The organism is Prolixibacter denitrificans (assembly GCF_003014495.1).
GTDB lineage: Bacteria > Bacteroidota > Bacteroidia > Bacteroidales > Prolixibacteraceae > Prolixibacter > Prolixibacter denitrificans.
The window spans coordinates 94426-120527 of record NZ_PYGC01000009.1; the positions used below are offsets into that span (position 1 = coordinate 94426).

Genomic DNA, 26102 nt, shown 5'->3' on the forward strand with positions numbered 1-26102 from the left:
AAAGTTCAGATTTGTGATTTGAACTCCAAAGGAATATGCTAAATTTAAGAAGCATGTGTTTCCATTTTAACTGAATGAAAAAGACCGGTCCGTCAGTATTTAAGGTCCTCCTGGGATTTGGTATTCTTTTCGTTGCCTACCAGATTCCCCTGGCTGTCTTGCATTATCTTCGCAGGACCGAACTCTTTTTGTTGCTACTGGTTGTTTTTCTGGTTGTAGCCTGGCTGGTTGCCCGCTGGCAGGGTTTCAGCGGACTAAAAGCGTATGGCTTGACCAATCTGTTGAAAAGTCGTAGCCGCTTGTTGTCCGGATTAGTCATTGGCCTGCTCTTTTTTTCGGCAGCTTTTCTCCTTTCAGTCCAATATAATATTGTTCAGATTAACTACCTGCCCGAACCCAAAGTGTTTTGGAAGCAAGCCTTGCTTTTTGCCTTAGTGACTATTCTTCCTGTAATCGCTTTCGATATTCTGTCGATGGGATATTTATACCGCTTTTTGCACCGCCGCACAACACCCGAAACCTTCATCATCTTTTCGGCTATTGTTAGTACCGGAAACCAAATTTACCAATTCGAAAGCGGCCTGACGACACTCGTCTATTTATTTCTGCTGGGCATCATGCTGGTCTCTCCATTAATAATGACAGGAAATCTCTGGTATACGATTGGGCTTCACTGGGCCGTCAGCATTGTCTTCAGGTTAACTAACGATGTGTTGGTTATCGAAAACGGAACCAATCCGATTCCATCGCAATGGATTGTTATTGCCATTATCATCATCCTCATCCCGGTAAATCACCTTTTCATCAATCAAACCCGCATGAGAAAATATCGAATTTCATCAAACATGCCGTAAGATCTCTTCATCCGGGTCCGTAAACAAGTGGAAATACACTCGCTTTCAGGTTTCAAGACGAATCATTGTTCTGAAATAAAAATAAATGTAGCTTTGCGGCTTTGTTTTGAGGGGGAAATAAAATGACAGCATCAAGCTTTCTAATCATTGTCCGGAACAGACAAAGAATTTCCCCGGAGGAATTCAATTATCGCAAATGAACGAACTAATTAACGATCTTTTACGGCGCGAAGCCGATGCTATTTCAACGATTCCGGTCAAGGAAGGTTACGAAGCTGCTGTTGAAATTCTGTATGAAAGGATTCATCAGCAACATGGCAAGTTGGTAACCAGTGGAATGGGTAAAGCCGGGCAAATTGCGCTGAACATTGCTACCACTTTTAGCTCAACCGGAACGCCGTCCATCTTCCTACATCCGAGTGAAGCACAGCACGGAGATTTGGGAGTCTTGCAACCGAACGATGTATTGCTGCTCATTTCAAACTCGGGGAAAACCCGTGAAATACTGGAACTGATTGATTTAGCAGAAAATTTGTATCCCAATCTTCCGCTCATCGTAATAACAAGTAACGAAGAGAGTCACCTGGCTTTGACAGCTGATGTGGTTCTTCCTACCGGAAACCCCAAAGAACTCTGTCCGCTGGGCTTGACTCCATCGACATCTACAACTGTTATGACTGTTATTGGAGACATATTGGTTAACCTGATGATGCGCCGAATTGAGTTTTCGAGCGAAGAATATGCCAAACGTCATCACGGTGGTTATCTGGGTCACAAATCGCGCCGGCTGGCCAAAGGAATGGAACGGCTGGCAAAAGAAAAATCATAAACCAAAAGAATCATGCGTATCACAAGAGAAAACACAACCGGATTAATCATTGACATTCAGGAACGTTTGTTCCCTGCAATGAGCAACAAGGAGACCCTACTCAAAAATGCTCAAATACTGGTAAAAGGCTTGCAGGTCCTGGGAATTTCCACTGTTTTTACGCAGCAATATACCCGTGGTTTGGGAAAAACGCTGGACGAGATTTCCAGTCTGGTTCCCGGTTTTTCGTACTTCGAAAAGTCGGACTTCAGCAGCTATCATGTACCGGAATACCAACTTTTCCTGGAACAGAAAAATTATGAGAATGTCATCATTGCCGGAATCGAATCGCATGTTTGCGTTCTCCAAACCGCTATCGACCTGAAACATTCTGGTTACCACCCTATTGTAGTGATGGATTGCACCGATTCGCGTACCGAAGCCAACAAACAACTGGCTATGGAACGCTTCCGCCACGAGGGCATTATGATGACTTCGTACGAATCCATCTTGTTCGAGCTGACAACTACCGCTAAAGCTCCCGAGTTCAAGACCATTTCAAATCTGGTTAAATAAAAGATAATCAAATACCCGATAGTTCATGCCGCGTCATTCAATGCGGCATTTTTATTTCCGAAAACAGCATTTTTATCTGCAAGTCATTTTTTACACCGATTTCTTTAACAGAAACGAATCTATCCTGAGCCATTTCCTGTTATCTTTATGGAGACGACCAATATCAAACACTTGAATGACGGGAGTATTACCATATCTAACGATTCTGTACTATTTAATCGTTATCGTCTTCTTCTTTTCGATTCTGCTGAGAAATAAGCATCCGCTGAAGACTCAGTCGTACTTACTTGTGCTGGTTTTGCTACCCGTTTTAGGCATTATCATTTATCTGTTTTTCGGTGTCGATACCCGAAAACGAAAACTCTTTTCGCGCAAAGCAATTGCCGACCAGAAACTGTTGCAGGCATGGAGTAGGTATTACGCCGATTTCCTGTCGAAAAGTAAATCCGACCTGGTTGAATTGCTCCAGGACAAGTGGAGGATTCCTTTCCTGTCATGGCGAAACAGTTTTGCTCCCCTCTTCCTGCAGAACACCATCACCATTCTGAACAACGGCGAAGAAAAATATCCTGTACTGTTTGAAAAATTGCAGACGGCAAAGCACCATATTCACATTGAATATTATATCATTACCGAGGGAAAAATATTTAATCGCGTTTGCGAGATTCTGGAACAGAAAGCCCGCGAAGGGGTGGAAGTCCGGTTGATTTACGATGGCTACGGCAGCCGGAAGCTAAAAAACAAAACCCTCAGACGCCTTGCAAAAGCGGGCGTTCAAACCGGCGAATACAACTCGGTACTGTTTCCACGCTTTGCCAATCGGCTGAATTTCCGTACTCACCGGAAAATAGTAGTCATCGATGGGAAAACCGCTTTCACCGGTGGCATCAACCTCGCAGACAATTATGTAAATGGTAAGCGGAAATGGCCGAAACGCCCAAAGATGTGGCGTGATGTTCACTGCATGATTGAGGGCGATGCCTGCTATTCTCTGCAGCTTCTTTTCTTTCTCGACTGGTATTTTGTTAGCAACATCGCCCTGAATATAGGTCCCCCATACTTTCCGCGCGAAAATAACGAAGGCACATCGCCGACCCTGATTGTGGGCAGCGAACCGGATTCGGACAGTCCCAACATCATGGAGACCTACTTCCAACTTATCTCACTTGCGCAGAAAGAGTTATTCATTGCGACGCCATATTTTATCCCGAACGAAAGCATCATCACCGCACTAAAAACAACCGCCAAATCGGGAATACGGGTAGTACTTATGCTACCTCAGGAAAGTGACTCATTTATTGTTTCGGCGGCAAGCTACACTTACCTGGGCGAGCTTATTGAAAGCGATGTGGAAATTCATCTGTACCAGAAAGGAATGCTTCATGCCAAAACCATCGTCATCGATGGAGAAGTGGCCTCAGTTGGAACCGCCAACATGGATTACCGCAGTTTCGATTCCAATGCCGAAGTCAACGCTATCATTATGGACGAGGAAGTGGCAGGAAAAATAAAAGCCGACTTTGAGAACGATTTAAAAGACTCCTACCGGTTATCGCTTGCCGAATGGGAAGACCGGCCTATTGCTCAAAAGCTGATTGGATCAATGGCCCGCCTGATTGCTCCGTTATTGTAACACAAATTCACTCAACGACGATACATACTTTTTAGTTCTTCAGCTTTAGCGGCATAAAAAGATTGAGCTCCCGGTTTCGGATCGGTACATAAAAAAACCTTCAGGCCGTTTTCACGGAAGTTGACATCATCGATTTCGCCAATTTCCCGGTACGAATTGAATAACTTATCGATATCACCCACTTCGTCATTGATATAAATAAACGCTCCGTTTCCGAGAGAATCAGGAGCCCACAACAAGTAACTATCATCGAAACTAATCGGTTCAGGGAGGTCATAAGCATGTCCGTAAAAATGAACAGCACCCGCCTCGCCATAATTTTCCGCAAAAATATGACAATTAGCTTGTTGCTCGGGAGTCAGTTCATGATAAGCCTTAGCAGTCAGCCGGGCCAGCTCGCTCCAGCAGGTCATGTCCGCATAGTCTTGCGGAATATTATGCACTTTGCCATCCTCCCAGATGATAATACCCGGGCCTGCCACCTTAATCGCCGATTGACAATAGGCCGCCATCTTATTAATCGGGAGAACGGGAAGCGCCAATGGCAGAATCGGAATCAGCAGCAGAACAGACAAAACAGGCAACGCATAATTTATCCATTTCCATTTTCCCGTCAGATATTTTTCCATCACATAACCGCCAGCTGCGAAAAGCATCGGATAAGCTCCCAGCGTATAATACGACTTTCCGCGTGACAAAATCAGGATAAGCAATACCAACAAAAAGGTAACGGCAATAGGACGAAACTTCTTCTCTTTCCGGGCAATTAACAAAACCAGGAATCCAACTATCCATACCCAGAATGACGTGAAATGAAACAACAACTGCGACGATAAAAATCCCGACAGCGTCACATTCACTAACTGTGTGCGCTGCAGTTCGACCATATGATGAACAACCGGCCAGTCGTGCTCGTACTGCCAGATAAGGTTGGGAAGTATCATCACAAAGCCAATTAGAATTCCCAATATCAGCTGTTTGCTCCAAAGCAGTTTTCGATACGGGCTTAACAAAAGAGAGATTCCCCAGGCAAGTACCAGAAACGAGATGGAGTATTTAGCCAGAAAACCAATTCCGATAACAAATCCAATCCATGGCCACAACTGCTCGTCGTTGCGATTGATTAACCGAATGAACAGATAAGAAGTCAGCAGCCAGAAATATTCGTCGAAAGAAACCGGTTGAAACAGTGCGTTCGAACGAAGAAAAGCCAATGACGTGAGGTAAGCCATTTCGGCAATGAACACAGCCAGTAGTCGTCCGCCCATTTCGCGAACCAGGAATCCGATAGTCACCAACGAAGCAGCCCCTAACAAAGCCGGGACCAGCTTAATCGCAAAAACAGAATATCCCGCGGTGTGTCGTATGATGAAAGAGACCATACCGATAAGTGGCGGCGTAGAAATGTATCCGGTTGCCGGATGATCGCCCATCGCAAAGTACAGCATCCCGTCACGATGTAACTCGTAATTATAAGCGGTCAACAAATGGATAACGACAGTTGTCAAGGCAAAACCGGCAACCATCCAACCGAAAAGGATATTCTCTTTTTTGCTGTTCATGATATTACAGTGAACTGATTTATGGAATGGTAATTTACGCAATCCTCCTGTTTCCGTTCGAAAAAGGGCATAAAAAAAGCCCTCTGGCGAAGGGCTTTTTGACTTACGATTATTAGACTAATGTCATCTCTTGTGGCGAAACTACTCCCTCCAAAACCAGTCTGTTAAACAACTAGCTACGACAACTACCCACTTAATCAGCTCGGGAGGGATATAGAGATTCATTACCTCATCATGTTATCGGCGGACAAAATTAAAGCTTATTATTAATTAGACAAATTTAAAATAACAAAGAGTGAAGTATAAATTCCAAATTAACAATTTCTTAGCATTACCTCCATCCTGAACTTTGCCTTCAATTAAACAAAACAATTATGAGATGAGATTGTATGTTTAAATAGAGACTACATATTTAGCCGGCCGGGGAACCAAAATCCCCAATCTCTTGTCGGTTGTTCATCAGTAAATTTTAAAAGATTCACTATTCCAATGACTGAGATTCTTAAGTACTCAACATTTCTGCTCATCCTGCTGAACCCTTTCTTGGTAATTGTCTATTTAATAGACATCATGCGAAAACTATCCATGGCTCGTTTCCGAAATGTATTGATTCGGGCAGGTATCATCAGCACATTTGTTTTCATCGTATTTGCACTGCTTGGAGACGTCATTTTCTCGGATGTCATTCATGCCAACTTTGCATCATTCCAGATATTTGGCGGGATCGTCTTTCTGCTCATTGGACTGCAGTTTGTGTTCAAAGGTGGAACAGCCATCGAAGGTCTGCGGGGAGAGTCGAAATATGTAGCCGGTGCTATCGCGATGCCCATCCTGATTGGTCCGGGAACCATCAGTTACAGCGTGGTTATTGGTGAACATCTGGACAGAATCGACTCCATTTTATCCATCGCCATTGCTATTGCCGTTTCGGTTTCCATCATGATTTTGCTAAAGAGACTGCACGATTACATTCAACCCAAGAACGAGGAACTGATCGAACGGTATTTTGATATTTCCGGTAGAATAACTGCATTGGTCATCGGAACAATTTCAATCGATATGATTATGCAGGGCCTCAATGCCTGGATGCATCATACGTAAGAAGAATCAACCTTTCAGACACCTTCGTGACTAACCAGAGGAAAATCTTATTATTAATCATTTAAATCGAAAACATTATGAATATGAACCTGAATGCAATTGGATTAGACGTAGAGAAAGCCGAAAATCTTTCAGCGAAACTGAATCAACTTCTGGCTAACTACCAGGTATTTTATATCAATGTCAGAGGATTTCACTGGAACATCAAAGGCGACAAATTTTTCGAACTTCACATTAAGTTTGAAGAATTGTATAATGACTTACAACTGAAGAACGATGAAATCGCAGAGCGGATTCTGACACTCGGGAATACTCCGTTTCATAGCTACACTGACTTTCTGAAAAACAGCACAGTAAAAGAGGTGACCGATATTTCCGACGGAAATCAATGTGTTGCTGAGATTCTGAACGCTTTTAAAGTAATTATCGAATTGCAACGGGAAATTCTCGCTGACTCGGACGAAGCCAGCGACGAAGGTACCAACGCTTTGATGAGTGATTACATTCGCGAGCAGGAAAAATTGGTTTGGATGTACTCATCATTTCTCGGAGACAAAATTCTGAATTAATGATATCGTTGCTCAAAATAAAAAGCCGGCCTTGTTAGCAAAGCCGGCTTTTTTTATCCTTGTCAGTTCCTTATTTCAATAATTCATCGGAATTGTAGCTTCTCACCATGTCGCGCATGTTGTAGGTCGAAGCCATCGATTCTCCGTATGCTCCGGCAGAATGCAATGCTACTAAATCGCCTCTTTTTGCCACCGGCATGAGCGTTCCTCGCGAAAACGTATCAGAAGACTCACAAATCGGACCAACTACATCGTACTTCACCAACTCTCCATTCGAAGACAAGTTTGTGGCTTTATGGTTTGCCTTGTAAAGAGCCGGACGAATCAATTCTGTCATTCCGGCATCCAGAATCATAAACTGGGTTTCAAGCCCTTTTTTCACGTACAGTACCCTTGAAATCAAATGTCCACATTGTGCTACCAGCGACCGCCCCAACTCGAAATGAAGTTGCTGCCCAGGCTGTAACTCCAGGTTATCGTGAAATGCCTTGAAGTACGATTTGAAATCAGGAATCGGTTCTTCCTCGGGTTTTTCATAATTGATGCCCAATCCGCCACCAACATTGATGTGCTCCAGGTGAAATCCGTTTTCGACAAACCACTCCTGAATTTTATTCACTTTCAGCGAAAGCTGCTCGAACACCGAGATATCGGTAATTTGCGAACCGATATGGAAATGTATCCCGGTTAACCGGATATTTTTTAACGAACGAAGCCGGCGCCCCACTTCATCGAAATCCCAGTGGTTTATCCCAAATTTATTGTCTTTCAATCCGGTTGTAATGTACTCGTGCGTTTGCGGGTCCACATCGGGGTTGATGCGGATGGCCACCGGCGCTACTTTGCCGGCTTCTCCAGCCAACTCATCAATCACCTCAATTTCGGGAATTGATTCGCAGTTGAAGCTAAAAATATCGTTTTCGAGTGCAGTACGAATCTCCTTATCACTTTTACCAACACCGGCAAAAGCAACTTTCTCGCGGGGAATACCGATTTCGATTGCTTTGGCAACCTCGTTGCCACTCACACAATCGGCTCCCATGCCTGCATCGCGGATTACTTTCAGTAACGCATCGTTAGCATTCGCTTTCACAGCATAATGCACGATGTATCCATACTTACTGCTCTCCTGTTTTACTTCGTCGAGGGTCCGGCGCAACAAATCAAAATCATAAAAATAGAAAGGCGTTTCAAGTGCCTTGAATTTCTCAATAAACCGGTTATCTATCATCGAATATTATGCATTTAATACTTTATAACTAAGTGCTTCCAAAGTCGCTTGTTTGTCGCGGGTATTGACAAGCACCGAAATATTATGGCGGCTTCCACCGTACGAAATCATCCTGACAGGAATTCCCTCCAGCGCATTAAACAAGCGTGCTGCATATCCCTTTTCGCCAGCCACAATGTCTCCAACAATACAAACTATGGTTTGTTTCTCGTCGACAATCACTTCGCCGTACTCTCTCAACTCCTTTAGAATTTCCGGCAGATGATGATCGTTATCAATGGTCAGCGAAACGGCTACCTCTGAAGTAGTAATCATATCGATCGGCGTCTTGAAAAACTCAAAGATCTCAAAAACGTTCTTCAGGAAACCGTAGGCGTTCAGCATTCGTCCCGAGCGAATTTTAATTGCCGTAATGCCATCCTTGGCCGCCACGGCTTTAATTCCTGGACCACTCGACTCTGCCGTGATTAATGTTCCCTGGCTATCGGGTGCCATGGTATTTTTCAGGCGAACCGGAATGTTGTTAATCTTGGCCGGATGAATGGTCTGCGGATGCAAAATTTTTGCTCCGAAATAGGCCAACTCAGCAGCCTCGTTAAACGATAAGAAATCAACGCGGTGCGTTTTATCGACAACACGCGGATCGTTATTATGAAATCCGTCAATATCCGTCCAAATTTGCACCTCTTCACTTTTAATGGCAGCGCCAATCAACGTAGCCGAGTAATCGGAACCACCTCGTTGCAGATTGTCAATCTCTCCTTCCGGATTTCGGCAAATAAACCCTTGTGTAATGTAATAATCGGCCTTGGGAGAATTCTCCATCAGCTCGGCCAGATGCGTTCGGATATAGGCACTATCCGGAGATTTGTCCTTGTCAATCTTCATGAAATCGAGTGCCGGCAGGCAGTAGGCATTGTAACCATTCTCCCGCATCAGCACAGTGAACAGGTTGGTAGACAGCAGCTCACCCTGAGCCAGAATAGTCCGCTCGCCGACTTCGCTAAAATCACCAACTGCAAACGATTTTAAGGTCTCGAAATGCGTCTCAAGTATCTTTTTCCCTTTCTCCTTATTCTCATTTTTTTCGAACAGGTCATACACTACGTTGTAATACTTTTTTTCCAGTCCACTGATCACACCCAACGCAGCCTCTTTATTCCGTTTATATAAATAATCCGAAATTTCTACCAGGCTGTTGGTTGTTCCCGACATAGCTGACAAGACAACGACTTTGCGCTCACCGTCGGCAATAATCTTCATCACCGCGCGCATGTTTTCAACGGAACCGACCGAGGTTCCTCCAAATTTCAAGACTTTCATTGGTCAATCTCCTTTAACGGTTTAACCTGTTGCAATTTTTCAAAAACAAAACTACAAATTAATCAAAGGAAAAAAGGATTCGAAAAAGGAGGTAACGAAAAATTTACTTACAAATTGAAAGTAAGAAATATTTCAAGCTATAAATATTTAGTTTTAGCAATAATAATATAGAAAATACAAAGAAATTTGAATTAGGAGAAACGGGCAGGTATCTCACTAAGCGAGTCGAGAACTTCACAGCCGGTTTCGGAAAGTCTTTCGTGGGACTGGTGACCATTGGCAACCAGGAGACAATGACATCCGATGGCTTCCGCTACTTCAAAATCGTGAATCGTGTCACCAATCAGGAGAACCTGATTCGGAGAAACCGCTACATCTTTGAGTAATTGTTTTCCATTGTCAATCTTTGAAGCCGCGTAGTGATTGTCCAGCCCGCAAATCATTTCGAAGAAAGGAAAGATGTCGTTTTGCTTCACATTTTCGATAAGCGGCTCCTGCTCCATTGCCGAAAGAATCAACTGCCGTACGTTCTTTGATTGAAGTATTTGGAGAACATCCGTTGCGCCATTCTGTAATCCGCAATCCGGAACGTCCCGGTTGTAGATATCGATAAACTCCCGGGCCGGAATTTCAAAAGGCTCGCTTTCAAAATCAAACCCGATTCTGCGGTAATAATCTTTTACAGGAAAGGTGAATACTTCGCGGTAGCGCTCCGTTGAAAGTGCAGGCAGTGCCCGCTTCGCCAATAGCTGGTTGATGATTCGGACCGACAAATGCAGATCATCAAGCAAAGTCCCGTTCCAATCCCAGATGACGGTCGAAAACTTCATCTATTTCCGTTGGCATTTACAGTTCTCGAAGTTGAAAACAGGCACGGCATACATCCCCAGCCAAAGTTGCATGGCATCATCGCGATCCTCGTTCACCAGTTTGAGTCGCTGGTGCGTCAAATCGAGAAATTTTTCTTTTTCCTCTGCAGTGTACTGGTCAGAATATTTCTGCGTCTTGTAGAAAATATCGTAGGCGATGTAATTATTCGGCCAAAGCTTGAAGTTCCGGTAAATTTCCACATCGATATATTCGGAAAGTGCCTTTAATGCCTTATTGGTATTGCCAATCTTAGCAATGTCGGCCAGCGGCTCCACAACGGGTTTACCAAATTCGAAATGCACGTGGCCCTTTTGATTCTTTAAGCCACTCACCATACTCCACAAGTCGTCTTTCTCTGTTTTCGAGAAGTCAGGATCGTTTTGCCTCTTCAGCAACTCGGCCACCTTCTCATTCCCGCACGGTTCTATCTCATAAGAAATTGAAAGTGGCACCAGGTTCAGTTCCCTGAAACCCGTTTCAAAATCGGCCCCATTGGACATGTTCATCATCTTCAGGACCGAAACCTGCGTCAGGTCGTTTCCATCTTTGGTCCGTCCTTCACGCTGCGCAATCCAGACTGAATCGCCGCGGTTTTGTATCGAATGGCGAATATATTCCGACAATGTTTTGGAAGCCATCAACATCTGCTTCACCGGAATATTCCGTTTCACCACAAAAGCCCGGTTCAGCTTTACCATATCAGTAATCCACTGATAGATCAGCAGGTTGCTGCCAATCGCAATTTCCGTGGTATTCAAGCCGGCTTTTTTAATCTCCACATTCATCAAAGCCGCATCGAGAATGATGTCGCGGTGATTGGAAATGAAAACATAGCTTTTGTTCGGGTCGATATTTTCCAGCCCGCCAATGCTAATTCCTTCGGTACTGTTTTCAATGATTTTATCCAGATACGGCAACATAAAGCGTGTCTGAAAATCGTCAACGTTATACGTCAACAGGAGAGCAGCTTTGATCTCCTCTACACGCTCTCGGGTTTGATAGAGCGTCATCAGCACCTCATCAAAAATGGGATCAGCGACCAGTCGCTTCATCACTTCCGCAACTTCGTCGTCTCTGTAAGGCCTGATTTCATCAAATTTTTTTTCGGACTGCATTGTATTCCAAGAATAGTTTAAATTTCCGAGCAGTCTTGCAAAGGTAAAAAATTACCCGAATGCGCCATGAACAGATTGCTCTGCAACATCTGACTCCAGCAGGATTTACCATCTCAGGCGCAGAAGTGCCCGAATATCAACACGAGACTCGCCTTCCGTTTCATCGTTTCCCGAGCCCCAGGTTTCCAAACCGGGACGCAAACTATATCCACCTTTCAAATAAACGGTTAACCACCTACCTGGAGCCCACTTCAAATTCAGATACATCCGGTGCCCCTGGCCATAAAACGCTGGAATGGAAAAATGATACAAAACATCATTTTCGTAAGCATAAATCCGGGAATTGTACCCATCGGTATTGTACCACGCATAGCGAATCCAACACTCTGTCTTCGCTTTCTCCAAATGAAAGACGAGGTCCTGAAAAGCCAGCCAACCGGTTTCCGTCACATCAGCTTTTTTATATCCCGCATACTCAACCCGGTTCCGAAACGTGACAGTTTCCGACAAATCCCAATCGGTATGTAGCCTAACACGAGTAGTTGTCTCATCGACATCCGTTAAAACGGTCCCACCATCCGAAATTTTGTCCGGCCGCGTTTCTGTCTTTCCGCGCAGATAACATTCAAACGTAGATAACGGCGACCACGTAAGCTGAGAAAACAATTCGGTGCCCGAACCCGGTGACGACGTATACGAACGTACCCATGGGAAATGATAGGCATCTGCATAAAAATCCATTCTTAATTTAGGAGCCAAAAGTATTTCGCTACCCAAATAGAACCCGGCCTCATTCCTCACTCCCGAACTTTCGCCAAATGCATTTCCATAGAAAGAATGAAATGAACGAGAGTAATTCCGGTATACCGCCGAAATTCCGATTTGCGGATGAGGACGCCAGACAATTCCCTGAATTCCAGCCAACGTCTCATTCTCACGGGCAGCCACCTCGCCGAACAGTTGAACAGATGGAAATGCCAGTTGGTAGTCAATTCCCGCTTGCTGGTTGGTGCTGCCCCGAAAATAATACTGCTTATACAAATCGTCTCCCGGCTGTATTTCACCGTCGAACATTTGCCGACTGTATGTGATGCCCATCCGAAAATGGTTGGTTTTTAACTGCGCGTATCCGCCAAACACTCTTTCATTCAACGACAATTTATCCGCCCGTTCTCCTTCGGTCCGGTGCAGTCCGGAAGTTTGGAGTGAAGTAAAAACAGCAGGCTCCTCCGACACTTTGTTAGCGTCCCGGTTTTTATCCGAAAAGAACAAAAACATCTCAAATGGTCCACGCCCTAAGGTTAATGCACCCCCGCGAAAAAAGCGATTCTCATCCGTCGATGTATAAGCACGAATGCCTTGCCCGGACTTCATTGTATTCAGCACATCGGCAGACTTGCCCGCTCCCATGCCCGACCAATAATTAAGGCCCTGCCCTGTTCGGATATAGAAATCCCCAATATTGACCTGCTTGATAAAGCCTCTTCCCTGAACTGCAGCGAAAGCCGAATAAAAGTCAAATCCGTTGGAATTATCTCCGGAGAAGAATTCCTCGCCGGCATCTTTTTCTGCGGTAAAGCCCGCCGACCAGCTTTCCGCTTTTTCATAATGGTAGCGGGTATAAAACCGTTCCGGCGTACCCGGATATTTGGGAGGTTCCGAAATGGATGCACTTCCATATCCCCGGCTTTTGGGAAACAGTCGTTGCCCTTTTAAAAGTAGGTAACTTCTTCCTCGTCTTCTATATTTCCTGGCTTCAGCTGATGGCTGTGCGAAAGAGATGAACGGCCTGATTCGCGCCACAATGTCGGGAGTAAATCCGGGTAAGGTATTTAACTCGTACGACGACAAAATCTCGCCATGTTTTTCACGGTAGTTAATAATCGTGGCAATCTGTGAGAAATTCAGAAAATGCAGTTTCTCCAAATCCGTTGCTGTTGCCGAATTGATATTCAGCGGTTGCTCTGCCAGGTGAGTCAAATCTTCCAAAATCAAAGCCGATTCCGTTTCATCTTCAGCCGATTCCCGAATCGATTCGATGATCTGCTCAATCTCCTGTTCCCGCGAACGCTCCTGCCCAACCGATTCGATTGGAACCAGCGGAATAAAAAGTATCAGCAAGACAATATGCCATTTCTCCTTGATCATCAGCTACAGATTAAACGTGAGTGACACAGACGGTGAATATCCTAACAGAGCATGGTGTGACACGGCCAGATCGGTTTGCAGAAAATTCCACCGGTAACCGAACCCGGCAGCATAACGCACCGGTTTGCCGGAAAGTCCCCCCCGCAGCGAGAAATGCTCGTGAGGTTGATAATCGAAACCACCGTGTAGTTTGTAATTCCCTTCCATATCGCCGGAAGTTCCCAGGTAAGTTTTCAGCTTATCACCCAACGGAAATCCAGCTCCAACTTTGAGTGCAACAGGTATGGAACGTTGGTTGAAGTTGGACTGTATGCCGGCACCAAACGGATTGAACAAATGAATGCCCAACGTTTGCTTTCCCGGAAATTCATAACGGGCCCCCATCTCGAAAAGGAAAGTTCCTCTGATAGTTCCGTTTTCCGGAAAATCCATCATGTAATAACTGAATTGCAACCCGCTCGATAACCGTGGCCCCAATTTTTTAGCAAATGCCAAACCAAACCGGCTTTCGTGGTAGCCGGTCATTCCTGTCTGCCAAACGCTCAATGCGAACGTACTTGTTTTGAGAGGCAAACAAACCGCACCCGACATTTCGGTAAAATCGTTCGTCAAATAAAGTTGCTGATAATGCACCGCTGCCGATACGCTTTCCAATTCCGCTAATCCGGCCTGGTTGTAAAATGCTGCAAAGGGAGTTTCTAAAGTGACAGAGGCGCCACCAACTGAAATGGAATAACTGTCTGAGTCCAAAAGATCGGTCTGAGCGAACAATGGTGTGGTCGAGAGAAGAAAGAAGCAAACAAAAAGGTTAAATGTCAGGTTTGTGGTTTGATGCATTCCAATTTTTGTCAACAAAAACGGGTGAAAAAAAGGCCGGTGGTTGCATAACAACCATCGGCCCCCTGAAAAACTATAAATAAGTTACGAAAAAAAGAGGAATGAAACCTAATATTTAATTCGTTTTGTACTGGTACTTCACGGTAGCCAGTTCCTCATTTGCTTTCACAATTTTTTTCTTCAAATCGTTTTTAAACGCTTTGAAACTTTCCGCCAGTTCAGCATCGCCGGTAGCCATGATCTGAACAGCCAGAATCGCAGCATTGCGGGCTCCGTTCACTGCTACTGTTGCCACGGGAATACCGGGAGGCATTTGCACGATAGACAGAATGGAATCCCAACCGTCGAGGCTGGCTTTAATCGGTACCCCGATAACGGGTAACGTAGTCATCGCAGCGATAACACCCGGCAAATGGGCAGCCATTCCGGCAGCAGCAATAATTACTTTAATTCCCCGATCGGCGGCATTGGTAGCAAATTTTTCCACTTCTTCCGGCGTACGGTGAGCCGAAAGCGCGTTCATTTCAAAAGGAATTCCGAATTCATCCAGAATCTTGGCAGCCCCTTCCATTACTGGCAAATCGGAGGTACTACCCATAATGATACTAACCTTTGGTTCCATCATTTTACTATTTATTGGTTGATTAATACAATTCAGAAATTGACCGGATAAAAATAACACCAAAAAATAGAAATGCATTAAAAATCTCTCACTTACTCGCAGCAAATATCCGTTACGAACGAAAAGAATTGATTATCTTTGTCCGGAAATTTCAAGCTTGTATTAAGGAGTTCTGAGGTTTGTTTATCCGGCCCTGGCGATTTGCCCGGGTTCTGTTTTTTCCGGCCGGTTTTTGGAAGAATGACTTGTCTTATTTTTTTCAAATTCAACTCATCAACCGCCTAATCAAAAAGCAAATCGGATGGAACAATGGGGAAATCCTGATACCTTAAAAGGTTAACTGTAAGAAGAATGAAACGGATTAAGCTCTGGGACAAAGAATTTGAAATTTCCATACCTGAGGGGAAAATTCAAGAGGCCATCCAAAAAATGGCCGACCAAATGAAAAGCGAACTGGAAGGGAAAGAAGTAGTTTTCCTCTGTATTCTGAACGGCTCCTTTATTTTCTCAGCTGACCTGATGAAAAAACTGGAATTGTTGGACGCTCAAATCACGTTCCTCAAGCTGGCCTCTTATTCAGGCACTCAATCAACGGGCAATTTGAAAGAATTGATTGGGCTGAATGAAGATTTGCAAGGCCGCAACGTAGTGATACTTGAGGACATTGTTGATAGTGGTTTTACCATTACCGATGTAGTGCGCCAGGTAAAAGAGAAAGGAGCTGCTGATGTAAAAGTGGCTACATTGCTCTTTAAACCGGACGCGCTGAAAACCGAAGCAAAACTGGATTACGTCGGGCTGGAAATCCCCAACGACTTCATCGTAGGTTATGGTCTTGATTACGACGGGCGCGGCCGTAACCTAAAAGACATTTACACATTAGTACCTGACTAAAAAATAGTAACTTGTAAGCCGATGGACCTGACTTCCGGAAACCAAAACATCAATTAGATAAAAAGGATATGCTTAACTTAGTTCTTTTTGGACCCCCCGGAGCGGGAAAAGGTACGCAGGCTGAATTTCTGGAAAAAAACTTCAACCTGATTCACATTTCCACGGGAGATCTGTTGCGCTCTGAAATTGCTGCCAAAACCGAACTCGGCATCGAAGCAAAGAAAAACATCGACAAGGGAGAATTGGTGCCCGATTCTGTGGTTGTCGACATGATTAAAGCAAAGCTTAATGCCCATCCTGCGGCACACGGATTTATATTTGACGGCTTCCCCCGGACTGTCGCACAGGCAAAGGCACTCGACCGGCTTTTGGAAGAGCATGGCACCGACTTGTCTGCGATGCTCTGCCTCCAGGTAGAAAACCAGGAACTGATTGACCGGCTGCTGAACAGAGGCTTGACCTCCGGTCGCTCTGACGATCAGGATCGGTCGATCATCGAAAACCGGATTTCTGTGTATGAACACAAAACAGCACCGCTGATTGAATACTACAAAGCACAGGACAAATATGTTCCGGTAGAAGGCATGGGAACGATTGAGCAAATTGCCGACCGGCTGGCAAAGTCAGTTGAAGCGCTTTAACGAAAAAACACCAATAAGGAAGGCCGCTTTCGAAAAGGAAGGCGGCCTTTTTTTGCTTTCCGGAAAACATTTTTCCTTTCTCGTGATACAAAGCGTAAATGCTTTTCGCATTGTCAAATTAAGGGTGTAATTTTGTGCCCTCAACAGAGATAGAATATGGCAGGATCGAACTTCGTAGATTACGTTAAAATATTTTGCCGCTCAGGGAAAGGCGGTGCTGGTTCCAGTCACATGCGGCGGGAGAAATTTGTGCCCAAAGGCGGGCCCGATGGTGGCGATGGTGGCCGTGGCGGTCACGTGATTGTGCGTGGCAACGCCCAGATGTGGACCTTGCTGCACCTGAAGTTCCAGAAACATATTTTTGCCGGCCACGGCGAATCGGGCGGCAGACAAACCAGTACGGGCAAAGACGGTGAAGATGTCATCATCGAAGTGCCGCTGGGAACGGTTGCGAAGGATGCCGAAACCGGCGAAACCCTGTTTGAAATTACCAAAGACGGCGAAACGGGCTTTCTGGCTAAAGGTGGTCGCGGCGGATTGGGAAACGTGCATTTCAAATCGTCGACCAACCAAACGCCGAGGTATTCTCAACCCGGAGAAGATTACGAAGAACACTGGCGCATCCTGGAGCTAAAAGTGCTGGCCGACGTTGGTCTGGTTGGATTCCCCAGTGCAGGTAAATCAACGCTGCTTTCAGTGGTTTCGGCTGCCAAGCCAGAAATCGCCGAGTACCCGTTTACCACGCTGGTTCCCAACCTGGGGATTGTCGGCTACCGCGATAACCAATCGTTTGTGATGGCTGATATTCCTGGAATCATCGAAGGAGCCCACGAAGGGAAAGGCCTCGGTTTACGCTTCCTGCGCCATATCGAACGGAATTCCATGCTGCTGTTCATGGTTCCTGCCGACAGTGATGATCACCGGAAGGAATATGGCATTTTGCTGAACGAACTGGAAAAATACAATCCCGAATTACTGGATAAGGAACGTTTCCTGGTCATTTCCAAGAGCGATATGCTCGACGAGCAGTTGATGGAAGAGATTGGCCATGAGCTGGAGGGAATCCCACACCTCTTCATCTCTTCGGTAACCGGAATGGGCATTATGGAGCTGAAAGACCAGATCTGGAAAACGCTAAACGGTTATTAAGTCGGAATACAAGCATTGCATAAACCGCGATTCTTCGTATTTTGGAGCAGTTCTAAATAAAAAATCCCCCTTTATAACGAATGTTACAAAGAAATTCACATGGGTATTATTGAAACGCTTAATCAATGGGACACGGAGTTATTCCTCTACCTCAACAGCTTTCACAACAGCTTTTGGGATTACACCATGACCCTTTTTACCCGGACGGAAATGTGGCTGCTTTTTTACCTGGTCATATTTATCACCATCATCCGGAAATACAAAAGAAAGTCACTGCTGGTTTTTTTGGTCATCACGCTGTTGATTATTCTGGCCGACCAGGGGTCCGGGATTTTGAAGCACGGCATCGAGCGACTAAGGCCGTCACACGATCCCTACGTGGCACCATTGGCCCACAACTTCTTTAAAAAGGGAGGTTTGTACGGATTTGTATCGGCGCATGCCGCCAATTCCTTTGGCTTCGCTATCTTCTCTGTCCTGTTGTTCCGCAACCGGCTCTTCTCCTTTTTTATGATTACATGGTCACTCCTCATTGCTTCCACCCGCATTTACCTGGGCGTTCATTATCCCGGCGATATTTTGGGCGGGATGATTCTGGGTAGCCTCATTGGCTGGGGAATGTACCGACTGCTGTTATTTTTGGAAGTATTTATGCGGCCGCGTAAACCGGAATTCATTATTCCCCTCGAGAACAAACGGGTGTACAACATCATACTGGCTGCCTTTGTGGTGATTGGATTCTCGATGCTGGTTGTTAACTTTTTCCTCAAACACCACATGTTCGCCTAATGAGTCAACCCGCCGAAAAGATTTACCAGGAGAGACAACAAAAGTTTGAACAGGAACTGACCGTAACCAACAAATGGTTGCGGTTGTTGTCGTTTCTTCGTCTGATTGTTTTTATGGGCGGTTTGATTCTGCTCTACCAGCTCCGGATGGCGTCGCCATTGCTCATCGTAGGGCTGGCCATCGTGTTGATCGCTACCTTTCTTTTCCTGATGAAACGATACTCCGAACTTTCGGAGGTCAGGCAAATGCAGGAGAATTACATCGAAGTCAACCACAACGAATTGAAAGCGCTTGGTTTCGATTTTTCGCCGTTTGGGCCGGGAAACGAGTACAAACAATCAGAGCATCCCTATTCCTTCGATCTGGACCTCTTCGGTGAATTTTCCCTCTTCCGGATGTTGAACCGGACGACCACTTCGGTGGGAAGCCGGCGGCTGGCCAGCTGGCTGCAGAACATGATGCTTTCGCCGGAAAAAATCAAAGCCCGGCAGGACGCGGTCAGGGAGCTGACAGAGAAACTTTCGTGGCGACAAACCTTTTCGGCCAGTGCCATGCTCTATCACGAAGATGATGCGCACATCGAGACCATTAAAAACTGGAAGGATATTGAGGTAAAGTTCCCGGGCGAAACGTTTTTCCGGATAGCCGGCATCGTTGTTCCCTTGCTCACCCTGGTTGCCATTGGGCTGCTCATTGCCGGTGAGATTACCTTCGGCCAGTACATGCTTACTTTTTACCTGCAATGGATCCTGTTTGGAATTCGCAGTAAAGTGCTAGCGTTTTTCTTCGACAACTTTGGAAAGAACTCAGCGCTCTTAAATAAGTACCGGAAACTCTTCGATTTAATCGAGAACGAAACATTCGCTGCCGCAGAAACCCAAGCCATCCGCCAGTTGCTTATTTCGCCGCGAAAGGCAAGCACTGAAATAAAAAGCCTGAATAAGACTATCAAGCTTTTCGAAGCACGGCTCAACATGATCACCGTATTTGTGTTTAACTCCATTTTCATGTGGGACATCAACTGCAGCCTGGCGTTGTTGAAATGGCACCGGCGAAATGCCACGTTGCTGCCACAGTGGCTCCAGGCAGCTGAGCAGTTCGATGCACTGAACAGCCTGGCGAACTTTGCGTACAACCGACCGTCAACGAATTTCCCTGTCCCGGAGAATGACGGCCATGCATTAAATGCAACATTGGTCGGTCACCCGTTGATTCCGGAAACCGAGCGAATCGACAATGATTTTCAGATTGACGGAAACGGTGAGTTCGTCATCATTACCGGGGCCAACATGGCCGGGAAGAGCACCTTCCTGCGCACCGTGGGCGTGAACCTGGTGCTAGCGATGGCCGGAGCGCCGGTTTGCGCGAAAGAGTTCCGCTTTACGCCCATGCCGCTCTACAGCCACATGCGCACCGACGATGACCTGGGACGGCACGAATCGTACTTCTTTGCCGAGCTGAAAAAACTGAAAGTTATCCTGGAAGCCCTGAAAGAGAAAGGGAAAATCTTCATCATTCTGGATGAAATCCTGCGGGGCACCAACTCGGAAGATAAACTCAGCGGCTCCATCCAATACCTGGAACAACTGATCCTGGAAGGCGGCATGGGGATTATTGCCACCCACGACTTGAAGCTGACCGAGCTGCACGAAAAGCACCCAAAAACGTTGCGCAACCAATGCTTCGAGGTGAACCTTTCTTCCGAAGGACTCACCTTCGACTACAAGCTATACGAGGGTGTGACCCGTACGATGAACGCCACTTTCCTGATGCGGCAGATGGGGATTATTCCCGGCAACGGCCAGTCATAAAAGCGAGACGACTACGCCTCGCCCTTCTCTATTTTTTCCTTGATTAGTTGCTCCACCTCGTCGAGTTGTTCGAGCGGGATGGAATTGAGCATCCGGGTGAGGTCGATGACTTTATCGGAGCGTTTTATTTTATTGAGCGGATGCTCCGCATCGACCTGCGTGTTTTTGTCGGGCGTCCACTCATAGAAGTCGTTGGGCGTGCAGCGCAGGAGCACGCAGAGCCGTTCGATTTCGCGAAGGTTGAGCCGGGCCACCTTGTTCTTTTTAACCCGTGTGGCAAAATTATCGGAGAAGCCCGCATTTTTCAGGTAAGTGAAAGGCCGGGCAATGCCTCTTGCCTTAAAAATCCGTTCGAAGTTGTAGATTAGCATAGGTTTGGGTTTGAATAACCTACACAAGTTAGGCGATTTACCGCTTATTAAAAAAATAAAACACTTCTTTCTGTTCTGCTATTCATTTTTATGACTTTACTTCTCGCGTATCTTTTTCAACCTACCGTGTATCTTACATTTTCCTTCGTTCTTCTATGATTTCCATACGTGCTTATTGTATTGCTACCCGTTCTTATTATTCCTCTGCTCGTTCTTGTTAGTTAACTTACTCTCGTTACTACAAAGTTTATCGTGTTTTCTTGATTGCCGGGATTGGATGGTCGTTTTCTTGGCAGGGATGGTTGTTTGGGTATGCGGGAGGTGGAATAGGGGAAAAGTACCAAATGATATCGAGACTTAGCACCACACTTTAATTGCCCAGCAATAGGCAGAAAAGCAACTTGCGTTCATATTCATCGTATCAAAGCATAGCCCCGCGTTATACAAAATATTGGTAAGCGCAATTATCTAATAGTATCACTTACCATAGTACTGTCACTGTTTTCAGATCTAATATTTTGTTCAATTAATCTATTGTAGTTTTCAATCATAATCTCTTTTTTCGTCTTATACCCCGTCCTTGCTTTATAAATGCTGAATGCTATATAAAAGACTACAAACGTCAACACTATTGCTATGTAAATTTTACCTAAAGTCTTAGAAAACAATTCCACACCCTCAACCTTGTAATTAACTATCAAAATAATTAGGGAAACAAGCGATATAATTCCTATAAGAATTATTCCTCCATACAGTAGTGGGTTCGACGAATTCAAATCCTCAAGTAATAAAAATCCCATAAGACAAATTGCAAACCCCAAAGAAGCTAATAGCGAAGCAAATTTTTTCATAACCTAGGTCTCTTCTTGTTGTTCTTCTCCATATTTTATCCCAATACTTATTATTCCAAACGGTTGTGTGTTGTTTCTACTTTTTTAGTTTATTATTTTCTTTTCTAATGATGTCTGCTAGTCCGTCAATATTTTCAGTTAACTGCCACGCTCTTTCGATATAAAGAAGAACATCTGTATCCATAAGATTATTTTTCTCTAAAATCGTTTCATCTAATAGATCAACAAAAAGAGCATATATATTATGAGTTATATAATTTCTCTGCCTGGAAATATCTTTGAGTATCATTATCGTATTTTTACTCAGAATGTGATTGGTCTCAGCAAGATCAATTAATGAACCTAATGTCGCTCTATTGAATTTACCTTTTACATTATGGTTCTTTAAGAGGATAATTAATTCGGCTTCGAGCTTACCTGATGCTAATGTAACTCTCCCCAATTCTGAGGTAAATTCTTCTGACTCGTTAAGTAATTTGTAAAACTCTAATCCTTTTTTGGGTTCTCCTAAGTACATTCTTTATCAGGGATTTAAATCACACACAACTAGTGTGTATGTGCATTGTTCTTATTTTTCTTAATCGGTATACAACTTGTGCTTATACCTGCATATGGGGATGTATTGTGTACCTACTATGTTGCATCAAGAAGTAAGCAGTAATGGGTTTTAATTTCGAAGTTTCTTCCACGAAGAGCTTCACGCCAATGAAATTAGCGTTTTTTATCGTTAATCAAAAGTTGGGAAATCAGGTGCATTCTCGACAAGTTATTCACCCCTAAATCCCCTAAAGGGGACTTGGAGCTGCCCCTTTAGGGGAGCTCCGAGACTTCGGAGGGAGGGGTAAAAACGGAACGCCAATTACAATTTGTCAATTTTAAATTTTGCCCTGGTACTTTTCGGACACCTTCCAATTAAATCCAATTTCATCTCCTGCATCCAAGCTGTTCGGATGCAGGAGATGGGAATCATTCCAGAGACGGTAATTGAATTTATCTATTTCATTGATAGTCTTTACTTGCTACCTTCGTTCCATTCAGGGAATCTCCCGGGCGTGTATGGGGCACCATACTTTTCCAGTTTTGATTCAACCGATTTTATTTCACTATCGATCGATTTTAGTTTCGTCAATAAGTCTCCAAATTTACTGGCGGCAGCATCGTATGACTGCTTAAATGTGGTCGTTGGAGCTGCCGTTGTCGTCCACAGTGCGCCGGTAATTAAATCGACTCTTTCTTTCACGGAAGTGGGTGAAGCACCTTCGTAATCGGCTTTCAATCGGTCTCCGTTCAGTTCTTCGTTCAACTCATCGAGCTCCTGTTTAATGGATAAAATGGAGTTGTAAATGCTGTCAGGAACATTCGCTCCATCAATCACGGCCTTTTCGAGATAGGCAATTTTATTAACGAGTGATTTTCGGTAGGCATCTGCCCCGGAAATTGCCCGGGTCAATGAAGCCACTTTTTTATTGAATTGATCAAGAGCAAGTCTTTCATCAGCAGCAAGCGTGGTAGTATTTAGCGGTTCACAGACAAAATCCTGCGGTGGTACCAATTGAGTAAATTTTCCATCGACAAATTTTGAAAGCGAGACTTTGTATTTTCCGGGGACAACCATATAGCCTACATCAGGCGAATACCATGGTACAGAAGTATCAACCGGCTTTATTGAAACAGGTGTAAATGGATTATACCTGAAATTCCAGGTAATCCGGTTCACTCCCTTTTTGGGTGACGTCTTAATTTTCCGGATGACGTTTCCATTTTCATCGGTGATGGTAAAAAGCAAATAGGCTGTTGGTTCTTCCTTTTCTTCATGCAACCTGTCGTAGGTGGGAAATTTCACCTCTTCGTTTTTCTTCTGCTTGGCTTTTTCTTCGTCTCTTCGTTGCTCTTTCAGCGATTTGATATCATCTTTCAGATAATAGGTAAACACTGCTCCAACAGGCGGATTGGGTGCGCTATAAAAGCTTGCTCCCTGAAACCCTACGCCTTTGAATCCAAGCGGATTTGCCTGAACAAACATTTTTGCATCCTTAATCGGGAAAATGTAAGCTTTCTTTTTCAGTGTTTCAGGACTTAACTTTCTCAACGGGGTATAATTATCAAGAATGTAAATTCCGCGACCAAATGTTGATACCACCAGATCGTGTTCTCTTCGCTGTAAAACAAGGCTCTTGACACACTCGGTAGGAATTCCGTTTTTTAACTGAACCCATTCATGTCCGCCGTCATTTGTAAAGAAGACGCCAAATTGCGTTCCAACAAAAAGAAGACTTTTGTCCTTATCATCTTCTGCAATGGTGTAAGTGCTTCCCTTTTCCGGTAGATTTCCGTTGAACAGGAACCACGATTTTCCGCCATCCGTTGTTTTGAAAAGGTAAGGTTTGAAATCACCATCAAGAAAATTTTCGCAGGCAGCGTAAGCCACGTTTTTGTCGAAGTGTGACCCGATTATTTGAGAGATTCTTGCATATTTTGGCAATCCGGGTGTTGAAGATTTATTCCAGTTTTTCCCTCCATCGGTTGTATAATAAATCAATCCGTCACCGGAACCCGTGAATAGCAGATTCTCATCGATTGGTGACTCGGCAATTGCACTTATTTGTCCCATCGAACCCTTTCTGACCAGTTCGTCAACGCTCCAGCTCCGATCCATCAGGTTTTGCATTTCATTCGGCACACCGCGGGTCAAATCAGGACTGATTACATCCCAGGTGCTTCCCATATCGTTGGTCCGGAATAATTTGTTGGCCCCGAAATACAATCTTTTATGATCGAATTTGGAAATTAATAAGGCAGCATCCCAGTCGAACCGATAGGCCGTATCAGCAAAGTCATACGGTTTAATGAATAATTGTTCACCCGTTTTTTTATCATACCGAACCAGACCGCCATTTTGCGACTCTGCGTAAACGATGTTCGGATCTTTCCAGTCCACCTGCGATTGAAAACCATCACCGCTGGTTGTAAAAAACCAATCGCGGTTGGTAATGCCACTGGAATTGATAGTTCTGGAAGGACCTCCAAAGCTGTTGTTGTCCTGCGAGCCAGCGTAGACATTATAAAATGGCTTTGCGTTATCGGTTGTTACTTTATAGATTTCAGCGATTGGGATATTCGATTTGAAGCCCCAGTTTTTCCCCTCATCATACGTTTCGTAAACACCACCGTCACACCCGTCAATCAGGTGTTTGTTGTTCGATGGATCAATCCACAACACATGATTATCGACGTGCTTTTTAGCTTCGCCTAAATTATTCCATGTTTTGCCTCCATCGATGCTTACCTTCATAAATACATCCATGCTATAGACCCGATCGACATTTTTGGTATCGCAGTAAATTTTCTGGAAATAGAACGGATAAGAAGAAACATAACTACTCCGTTTTTCCCAGCTAATTCCGCGGTCTGTACTTCGGTATACACCTCCGCCTTTTTTGGCCTCAACAATGGCAAACAAGACATCCGGATTTACCGGAGAAATAGCGATTCCGATTCTTCCGACATCCCCCGTTGGAAGCCCCTCGGTCATTTTCGTCCAGGTTTTTCCGCTGTCGGTACTTCGGTATATTCCGCTTTCCGGTCCGCCGGAGACCCCGGTAAATAGTTTTCTCATTCTCTGGTGTGCCACGGCGTACAGAATATTGGTATGTCTGGGGTCCATGTGAATCTCATAGCAACCGGTATATTTACTGATAAACAAAACCTTTTTCCAGGTTTTTCCGCCGTCCGTAGTTTTGAATATTCCCCGCTCATCATTTGCTTTTCTCAACGATCCGTAAGCAGCGACATAGACGGTATTCGGATCTTTCGGGTCAACAACAATTCCTCCGATGTGATAGGAATTTTTAAGCCCCATGTTTTTCCAGCTTTGTCCGCCATCTTCACTTTTATAAACTCCATCGCCGTAAATAACATTATTCTGATTGTTATTTTCGCCTGTTCCAACCCATATCGTGTTAGGATTCGTCGGATCAATGGTTACAGCACCTATTGCGTACGATTTTTGATGATCAAATACCGGGGTGAAAGTGATTCCGTTATTGGTTGTTTTCCACAATGATCCATGACCGGCCCCCACAAAATATTCGCTATGATTGAAAGGATTTACGGCGAGGGCTACCACACGGCCTCCTGTTATGGCCGGTCCGATACTTCTGAAGGATAGTCCGCTTAACGAAAGATTTTTAAGCGAGTCCTGGTTTGATTCTGTCTTTATATTTTTAGCCGGGAGATTTCCGGAAATAAGCAAAATGGATGCAATAAGAAGGGAAATTTTAATTCTTTTCATACGAAGTATTTTTGGGTAAAGGCGATATCAAAAACGGTCTATGGAAAACCTCTTTG

At 44.6% G+C, this 26102-nt stretch carries 23 protein-coding genes; 11 read left to right on the forward strand and 12 right to left on the reverse strand.

Going from position 1 to position 26102, the window contains the following annotated elements; translation table 11 throughout:
• Window positions 1-74: 74 nt before the first annotated feature.
• From CLV93_RS15665 to cls, 4 genes are all read left to right on the forward strand, one after another.
• Window positions 75-854, forward strand: a complete 780-nt coding sequence (locus tag CLV93_RS15665) for a CPBP family intramembrane glutamic endopeptidase (RefSeq protein ID WP_106543153.1) — start codon at window positions 75-77, stop codon at window positions 852-854.
• Window positions 855-1050: 196 nt separating this feature from the next.
• On the forward strand, window positions 1051-1683 hold the full coding sequence (locus CLV93_RS15670) for a KpsF/GutQ family sugar-phosphate isomerase (protein ID WP_106543154.1): 633 nt from the start codon (window positions 1051-1053) through the stop codon (window positions 1681-1683).
• 12 nt (window positions 1684-1695) lie between these two features.
• Complete coding sequence (locus tag CLV93_RS15675) at window positions 1696-2238, forward strand: isochorismatase family protein (RefSeq protein WP_106543155.1); 543 nt, start codon at window positions 1696-1698, stop codon at window positions 2236-2238.
• A 175-nt stretch (window positions 2239-2413) separates the two neighbouring features.
• Window positions 2414-3871 carry a cardiolipin synthase gene (gene cls, locus CLV93_RS15680; protein ID WP_106543156.1) on the forward strand — a complete coding sequence of 486 codons (1458 nt, stop codon included), beginning with the start codon at window positions 2414-2416 and terminating at the stop codon, window positions 3869-3871.
• A gap of 11 nt (window positions 3872-3882) precedes the next feature.
• Here the strand turns inward: cls and CLV93_RS15685 are convergent, their stop codons facing one another.
• Window positions 3883-5433 (reverse strand): glycosyltransferase family 39 protein, encoded by a 1551-nt coding sequence (locus CLV93_RS15685; RefSeq protein WP_106543157.1) that lies wholly within the window; start codon window positions 5431-5433, stop codon window positions 3883-3885.
• Window positions 5434-5922: 489 nt separating this feature from the next.
• Here CLV93_RS15685 and CLV93_RS15690 point away from each other — a divergent pair, with 489 nt between their 5' ends.
• A complete protein-coding gene (locus tag CLV93_RS15690; protein WP_106543158.1) occupies window positions 5923-6534 on the forward strand; it encodes a MarC family protein in 612 nt (203 codons plus the stop codon).
• A gap of 77 nt (window positions 6535-6611) precedes the next feature.
• Complete coding sequence (locus CLV93_RS15695) at window positions 6612-7103, forward strand: Dps family protein (protein WP_246187203.1); 492 nt, start codon at window positions 6612-6614, stop codon at window positions 7101-7103.
• 70 nt (window positions 7104-7173) lie between these two features.
• Here CLV93_RS15695 and lysA read toward each other — a convergent pair whose 3' ends face one another.
• The 7 genes from lysA to purE form a co-directional block, all read right to left on the reverse strand.
• Window positions 7174-8334 (reverse strand): diaminopimelate decarboxylase, encoded by a 1161-nt coding sequence (lysA, locus tag CLV93_RS15700; protein WP_106543159.1) that lies wholly within the window; start codon window positions 8332-8334, stop codon window positions 7174-7176.
• Between the two features lie 6 nt (window positions 8335-8340).
• The gene (locus CLV93_RS15705) at window positions 8341-9657 is read right to left on the reverse strand and encodes an aspartate kinase (RefSeq protein WP_106543160.1); all 1317 of its coding nucleotides are present in this window, start codon (window positions 9655-9657) and stop codon (window positions 8341-8343) included.
• A 191-nt stretch (window positions 9658-9848) separates the two neighbouring features.
• Window positions 9849-10487: an HAD family hydrolase gene (locus CLV93_RS15710; protein ID WP_106543161.1), complete on the reverse strand. Its 639-nt coding sequence runs from the start codon at window positions 10485-10487 to the stop codon at window positions 9849-9851.
• Window positions 10488-11642: a 1-acyl-sn-glycerol-3-phosphate acyltransferase gene (locus CLV93_RS15715; RefSeq protein ID WP_106543162.1), complete on the reverse strand. Its 1155-nt coding sequence runs from the start codon at window positions 11640-11642 to the stop codon at window positions 10488-10490. It lies immediately after the preceding gene.
• A 105-nt stretch (window positions 11643-11747) separates the two neighbouring features.
• Entirely contained in the window at window positions 11748-13790 is a 2043-nt protein-coding gene (locus tag CLV93_RS15720) for a ComEA family DNA-binding protein (protein WP_106543163.1), read from the reverse strand.
• Between the two features lie 3 nt (window positions 13791-13793).
• Complete coding sequence (locus CLV93_RS15725) at window positions 13794-14627, reverse strand: PorV/PorQ family protein (RefSeq protein WP_106543164.1); 834 nt, start codon at window positions 14625-14627, stop codon at window positions 13794-13796.
• Between the two features lie 115 nt (window positions 14628-14742).
• Complete coding sequence (purE, locus tag CLV93_RS15730; protein WP_228492068.1) at window positions 14743-15252, reverse strand: 5-(carboxyamino)imidazole ribonucleotide mutase; 510 nt, start codon at window positions 15250-15252, stop codon at window positions 14743-14745.
• 348 nt (window positions 15253-15600) lie between these two features.
• On the opposite strand from purE, the gene hpt reads away from it, so the two are divergent.
• The 5 genes from hpt to CLV93_RS15755 all read left to right on the forward strand — a co-directional run bounded on the left by hpt (window position 15601) and on the right by CLV93_RS15755 (window position 20533).
• Window positions 15601-16143 carry a hypoxanthine phosphoribosyltransferase gene (hpt, locus tag CLV93_RS15735; RefSeq protein WP_106543166.1) on the forward strand — a complete coding sequence of 181 codons (543 nt, stop codon included), beginning with the start codon at window positions 15601-15603 and terminating at the stop codon, window positions 16141-16143.
• Window positions 16144-16211: 68 nt separating this feature from the next.
• Entirely contained in the window at window positions 16212-16784 is a 573-nt protein-coding gene (locus CLV93_RS15740; protein WP_106543167.1) for an adenylate kinase, read from the forward strand.
• A 156-nt stretch (window positions 16785-16940) separates the two neighbouring features.
• Window positions 16941-17933, forward strand: a complete 993-nt coding sequence (gene obgE, locus CLV93_RS15745) for a GTPase ObgE (protein ID WP_106543168.1) — start codon at window positions 16941-16943, stop codon at window positions 17931-17933.
• A 99-nt stretch (window positions 17934-18032) separates the two neighbouring features.
• The gene (locus tag CLV93_RS15750; protein WP_106543169.1) at window positions 18033-18722 is read left to right on the forward strand and encodes a phosphatase PAP2 family protein; all 690 of its coding nucleotides are present in this window, start codon (window positions 18033-18035) and stop codon (window positions 18720-18722) included.
• The gene (locus CLV93_RS15755) at window positions 18722-20533 is read left to right on the forward strand and encodes a MutS-related protein (protein WP_106543170.1); all 1812 of its coding nucleotides are present in this window, start codon (window positions 18722-18724) and stop codon (window positions 20531-20533) included. The genes CLV93_RS15750 and CLV93_RS15755 overlap by 1 nt, the downstream gene beginning before the upstream one ends.
• Window positions 20534-20544: 11 nt before the next feature.
• On the opposite strand, the gene CLV93_RS15760 is transcribed toward CLV93_RS15755, so the two are convergent.
• From CLV93_RS15760 to CLV93_RS15775, 4 genes are all read right to left on the reverse strand, one after another.
• Window positions 20545-20904, reverse strand: coding sequence for a helix-turn-helix domain-containing protein (locus CLV93_RS15760; RefSeq protein ID WP_106543171.1), 360 nt, complete (start codon window positions 20902-20904; stop codon window positions 20545-20547).
• 464 nt (window positions 20905-21368) lie between these two features.
• Window positions 21369-21755: a hypothetical protein gene (locus CLV93_RS20375; protein WP_106543172.1), complete on the reverse strand. Its 387-nt coding sequence runs from the start codon at window positions 21753-21755 to the stop codon at window positions 21369-21371.
• 76 nt (window positions 21756-21831) lie between these two features.
• A complete protein-coding gene (locus tag CLV93_RS15770; protein ID WP_106543173.1) occupies window positions 21832-22272 on the reverse strand; it encodes a hypothetical protein in 441 nt (146 codons plus the stop codon).
• 495 nt (window positions 22273-22767) lie between these two features.
• Window positions 22768-26046 (reverse strand): glycosyl hydrolase, encoded by a 3279-nt coding sequence (locus CLV93_RS15775; protein ID WP_106543174.1) that lies wholly within the window; start codon window positions 26044-26046, stop codon window positions 22768-22770.
• Window positions 26047-26102: the final 56 nt, after the last annotated feature.

Coding starts and splice junctions, on each gene's coding strand:
- CLV93_RS15705 (WP_106543160.1), bottom strand. CDS start 9,657: ATGAAAGTCTTGAAATTTGGAGGAACCTCGGTCGGTTCCGTTGAAAAC.
- CLV93_RS15675 (WP_106543155.1), top strand. CDS start 1,696: ATGCGTATCACAAGAGAAAACACAACCGGATTAATCATTGACATTCAG.
- CLV93_RS15695 (WP_246187203.1), top strand. CDS start 6,612: ATGAATATGAACCTGAATGCAATTGGATTAGACGTAGAGAAAGCCGAA.
- CLV93_RS15720 (WP_106543163.1), bottom strand. CDS start 13,790: ATGATCAAGGAGAAATGGCATATTGTCTTGCTGATACTTTTTATTCCG.
- lysA (WP_106543159.1), bottom strand. CDS start 8,334: ATGATAGATAACCGGTTTATTGAGAAATTCAAGGCACTTGAAACGCCT.
- CLV93_RS15755 (WP_106543170.1), top strand. CDS start 18,722: ATGAGTCAACCCGCCGAAAAGATTTACCAGGAGAGACAACAAAAGTTT.
- CLV93_RS15715 (WP_106543162.1), bottom strand. CDS start 11,642: ATGCAGTCCGAAAAAAAATTTGATGAAATCAGGCCTTACAGAGACGAC.
- CLV93_RS15670 (WP_106543154.1), top strand. CDS start 1,051: ATGAACGAACTAATTAACGATCTTTTACGGCGCGAAGCCGATGCTATT.
- hpt (WP_106543166.1), top strand. CDS start 15,601: ATGAAACGGATTAAGCTCTGGGACAAAGAATTTGAAATTTCCATACCT.
- CLV93_RS15725 (WP_106543164.1), bottom strand. CDS start 14,627: ATGCATCAAACCACAAACCTGACATTTAACCTTTTTGTTTGCTTCTTT.
- purE (WP_228492068.1), bottom strand. CDS start 15,252: ATGATGGAACCAAAGGTTAGTATCATTATGGGTAGTACCTCCGATTTG.
- CLV93_RS20375 (WP_106543172.1), bottom strand. CDS start 21,755: ATGAAAAAATTTGCTTCGCTATTAGCTTCTTTGGGGTTTGCAATTTGT.
- CLV93_RS15710 (WP_106543161.1), bottom strand. CDS start 10,487: ATGAAGTTTTCGACCGTCATCTGGGATTGGAACGGGACTTTGCTTGAT.
- obgE (WP_106543168.1), top strand. CDS start 16,941: ATGGCAGGATCGAACTTCGTAGATTACGTTAAAATATTTTGCCGCTCA.
- CLV93_RS15760 (WP_106543171.1), bottom strand. CDS start 20,904: ATGCTAATCTACAACTTCGAACGGATTTTTAAGGCAAGAGGCATTGCC.
- CLV93_RS15750 (WP_106543169.1), top strand. CDS start 18,033: ATGGGTATTATTGAAACGCTTAATCAATGGGACACGGAGTTATTCCTC.
- CLV93_RS15690 (WP_106543158.1), top strand. CDS start 5,923: ATGACTGAGATTCTTAAGTACTCAACATTTCTGCTCATCCTGCTGAAC.
- CLV93_RS15665 (WP_106543153.1), top strand. CDS start 75: ATGAAAAAGACCGGTCCGTCAGTATTTAAGGTCCTCCTGGGATTTGGT.
- CLV93_RS15775 (WP_106543174.1), bottom strand. CDS start 26,046: ATGAAAAGAATTAAAATTTCCCTTCTTATTGCATCCATTTTGCTTATT.
- CLV93_RS15685 (WP_106543157.1), bottom strand. CDS start 5,433: ATGAACAGCAAAAAAGAGAATATCCTTTTCGGTTGGATGGTTGCCGGT.
- CLV93_RS15740 (WP_106543167.1), top strand. CDS start 16,212: ATGCTTAACTTAGTTCTTTTTGGACCCCCCGGAGCGGGAAAAGGTACG.
- CLV93_RS15770 (WP_106543173.1), bottom strand. CDS start 22,272: ATGTACTTAGGAGAACCCAAAAAAGGATTAGAGTTTTACAAATTACTT.
- cls (WP_106543156.1), top strand. CDS start 2,414: ATGACGGGAGTATTACCATATCTAACGATTCTGTACTATTTAATCGTT.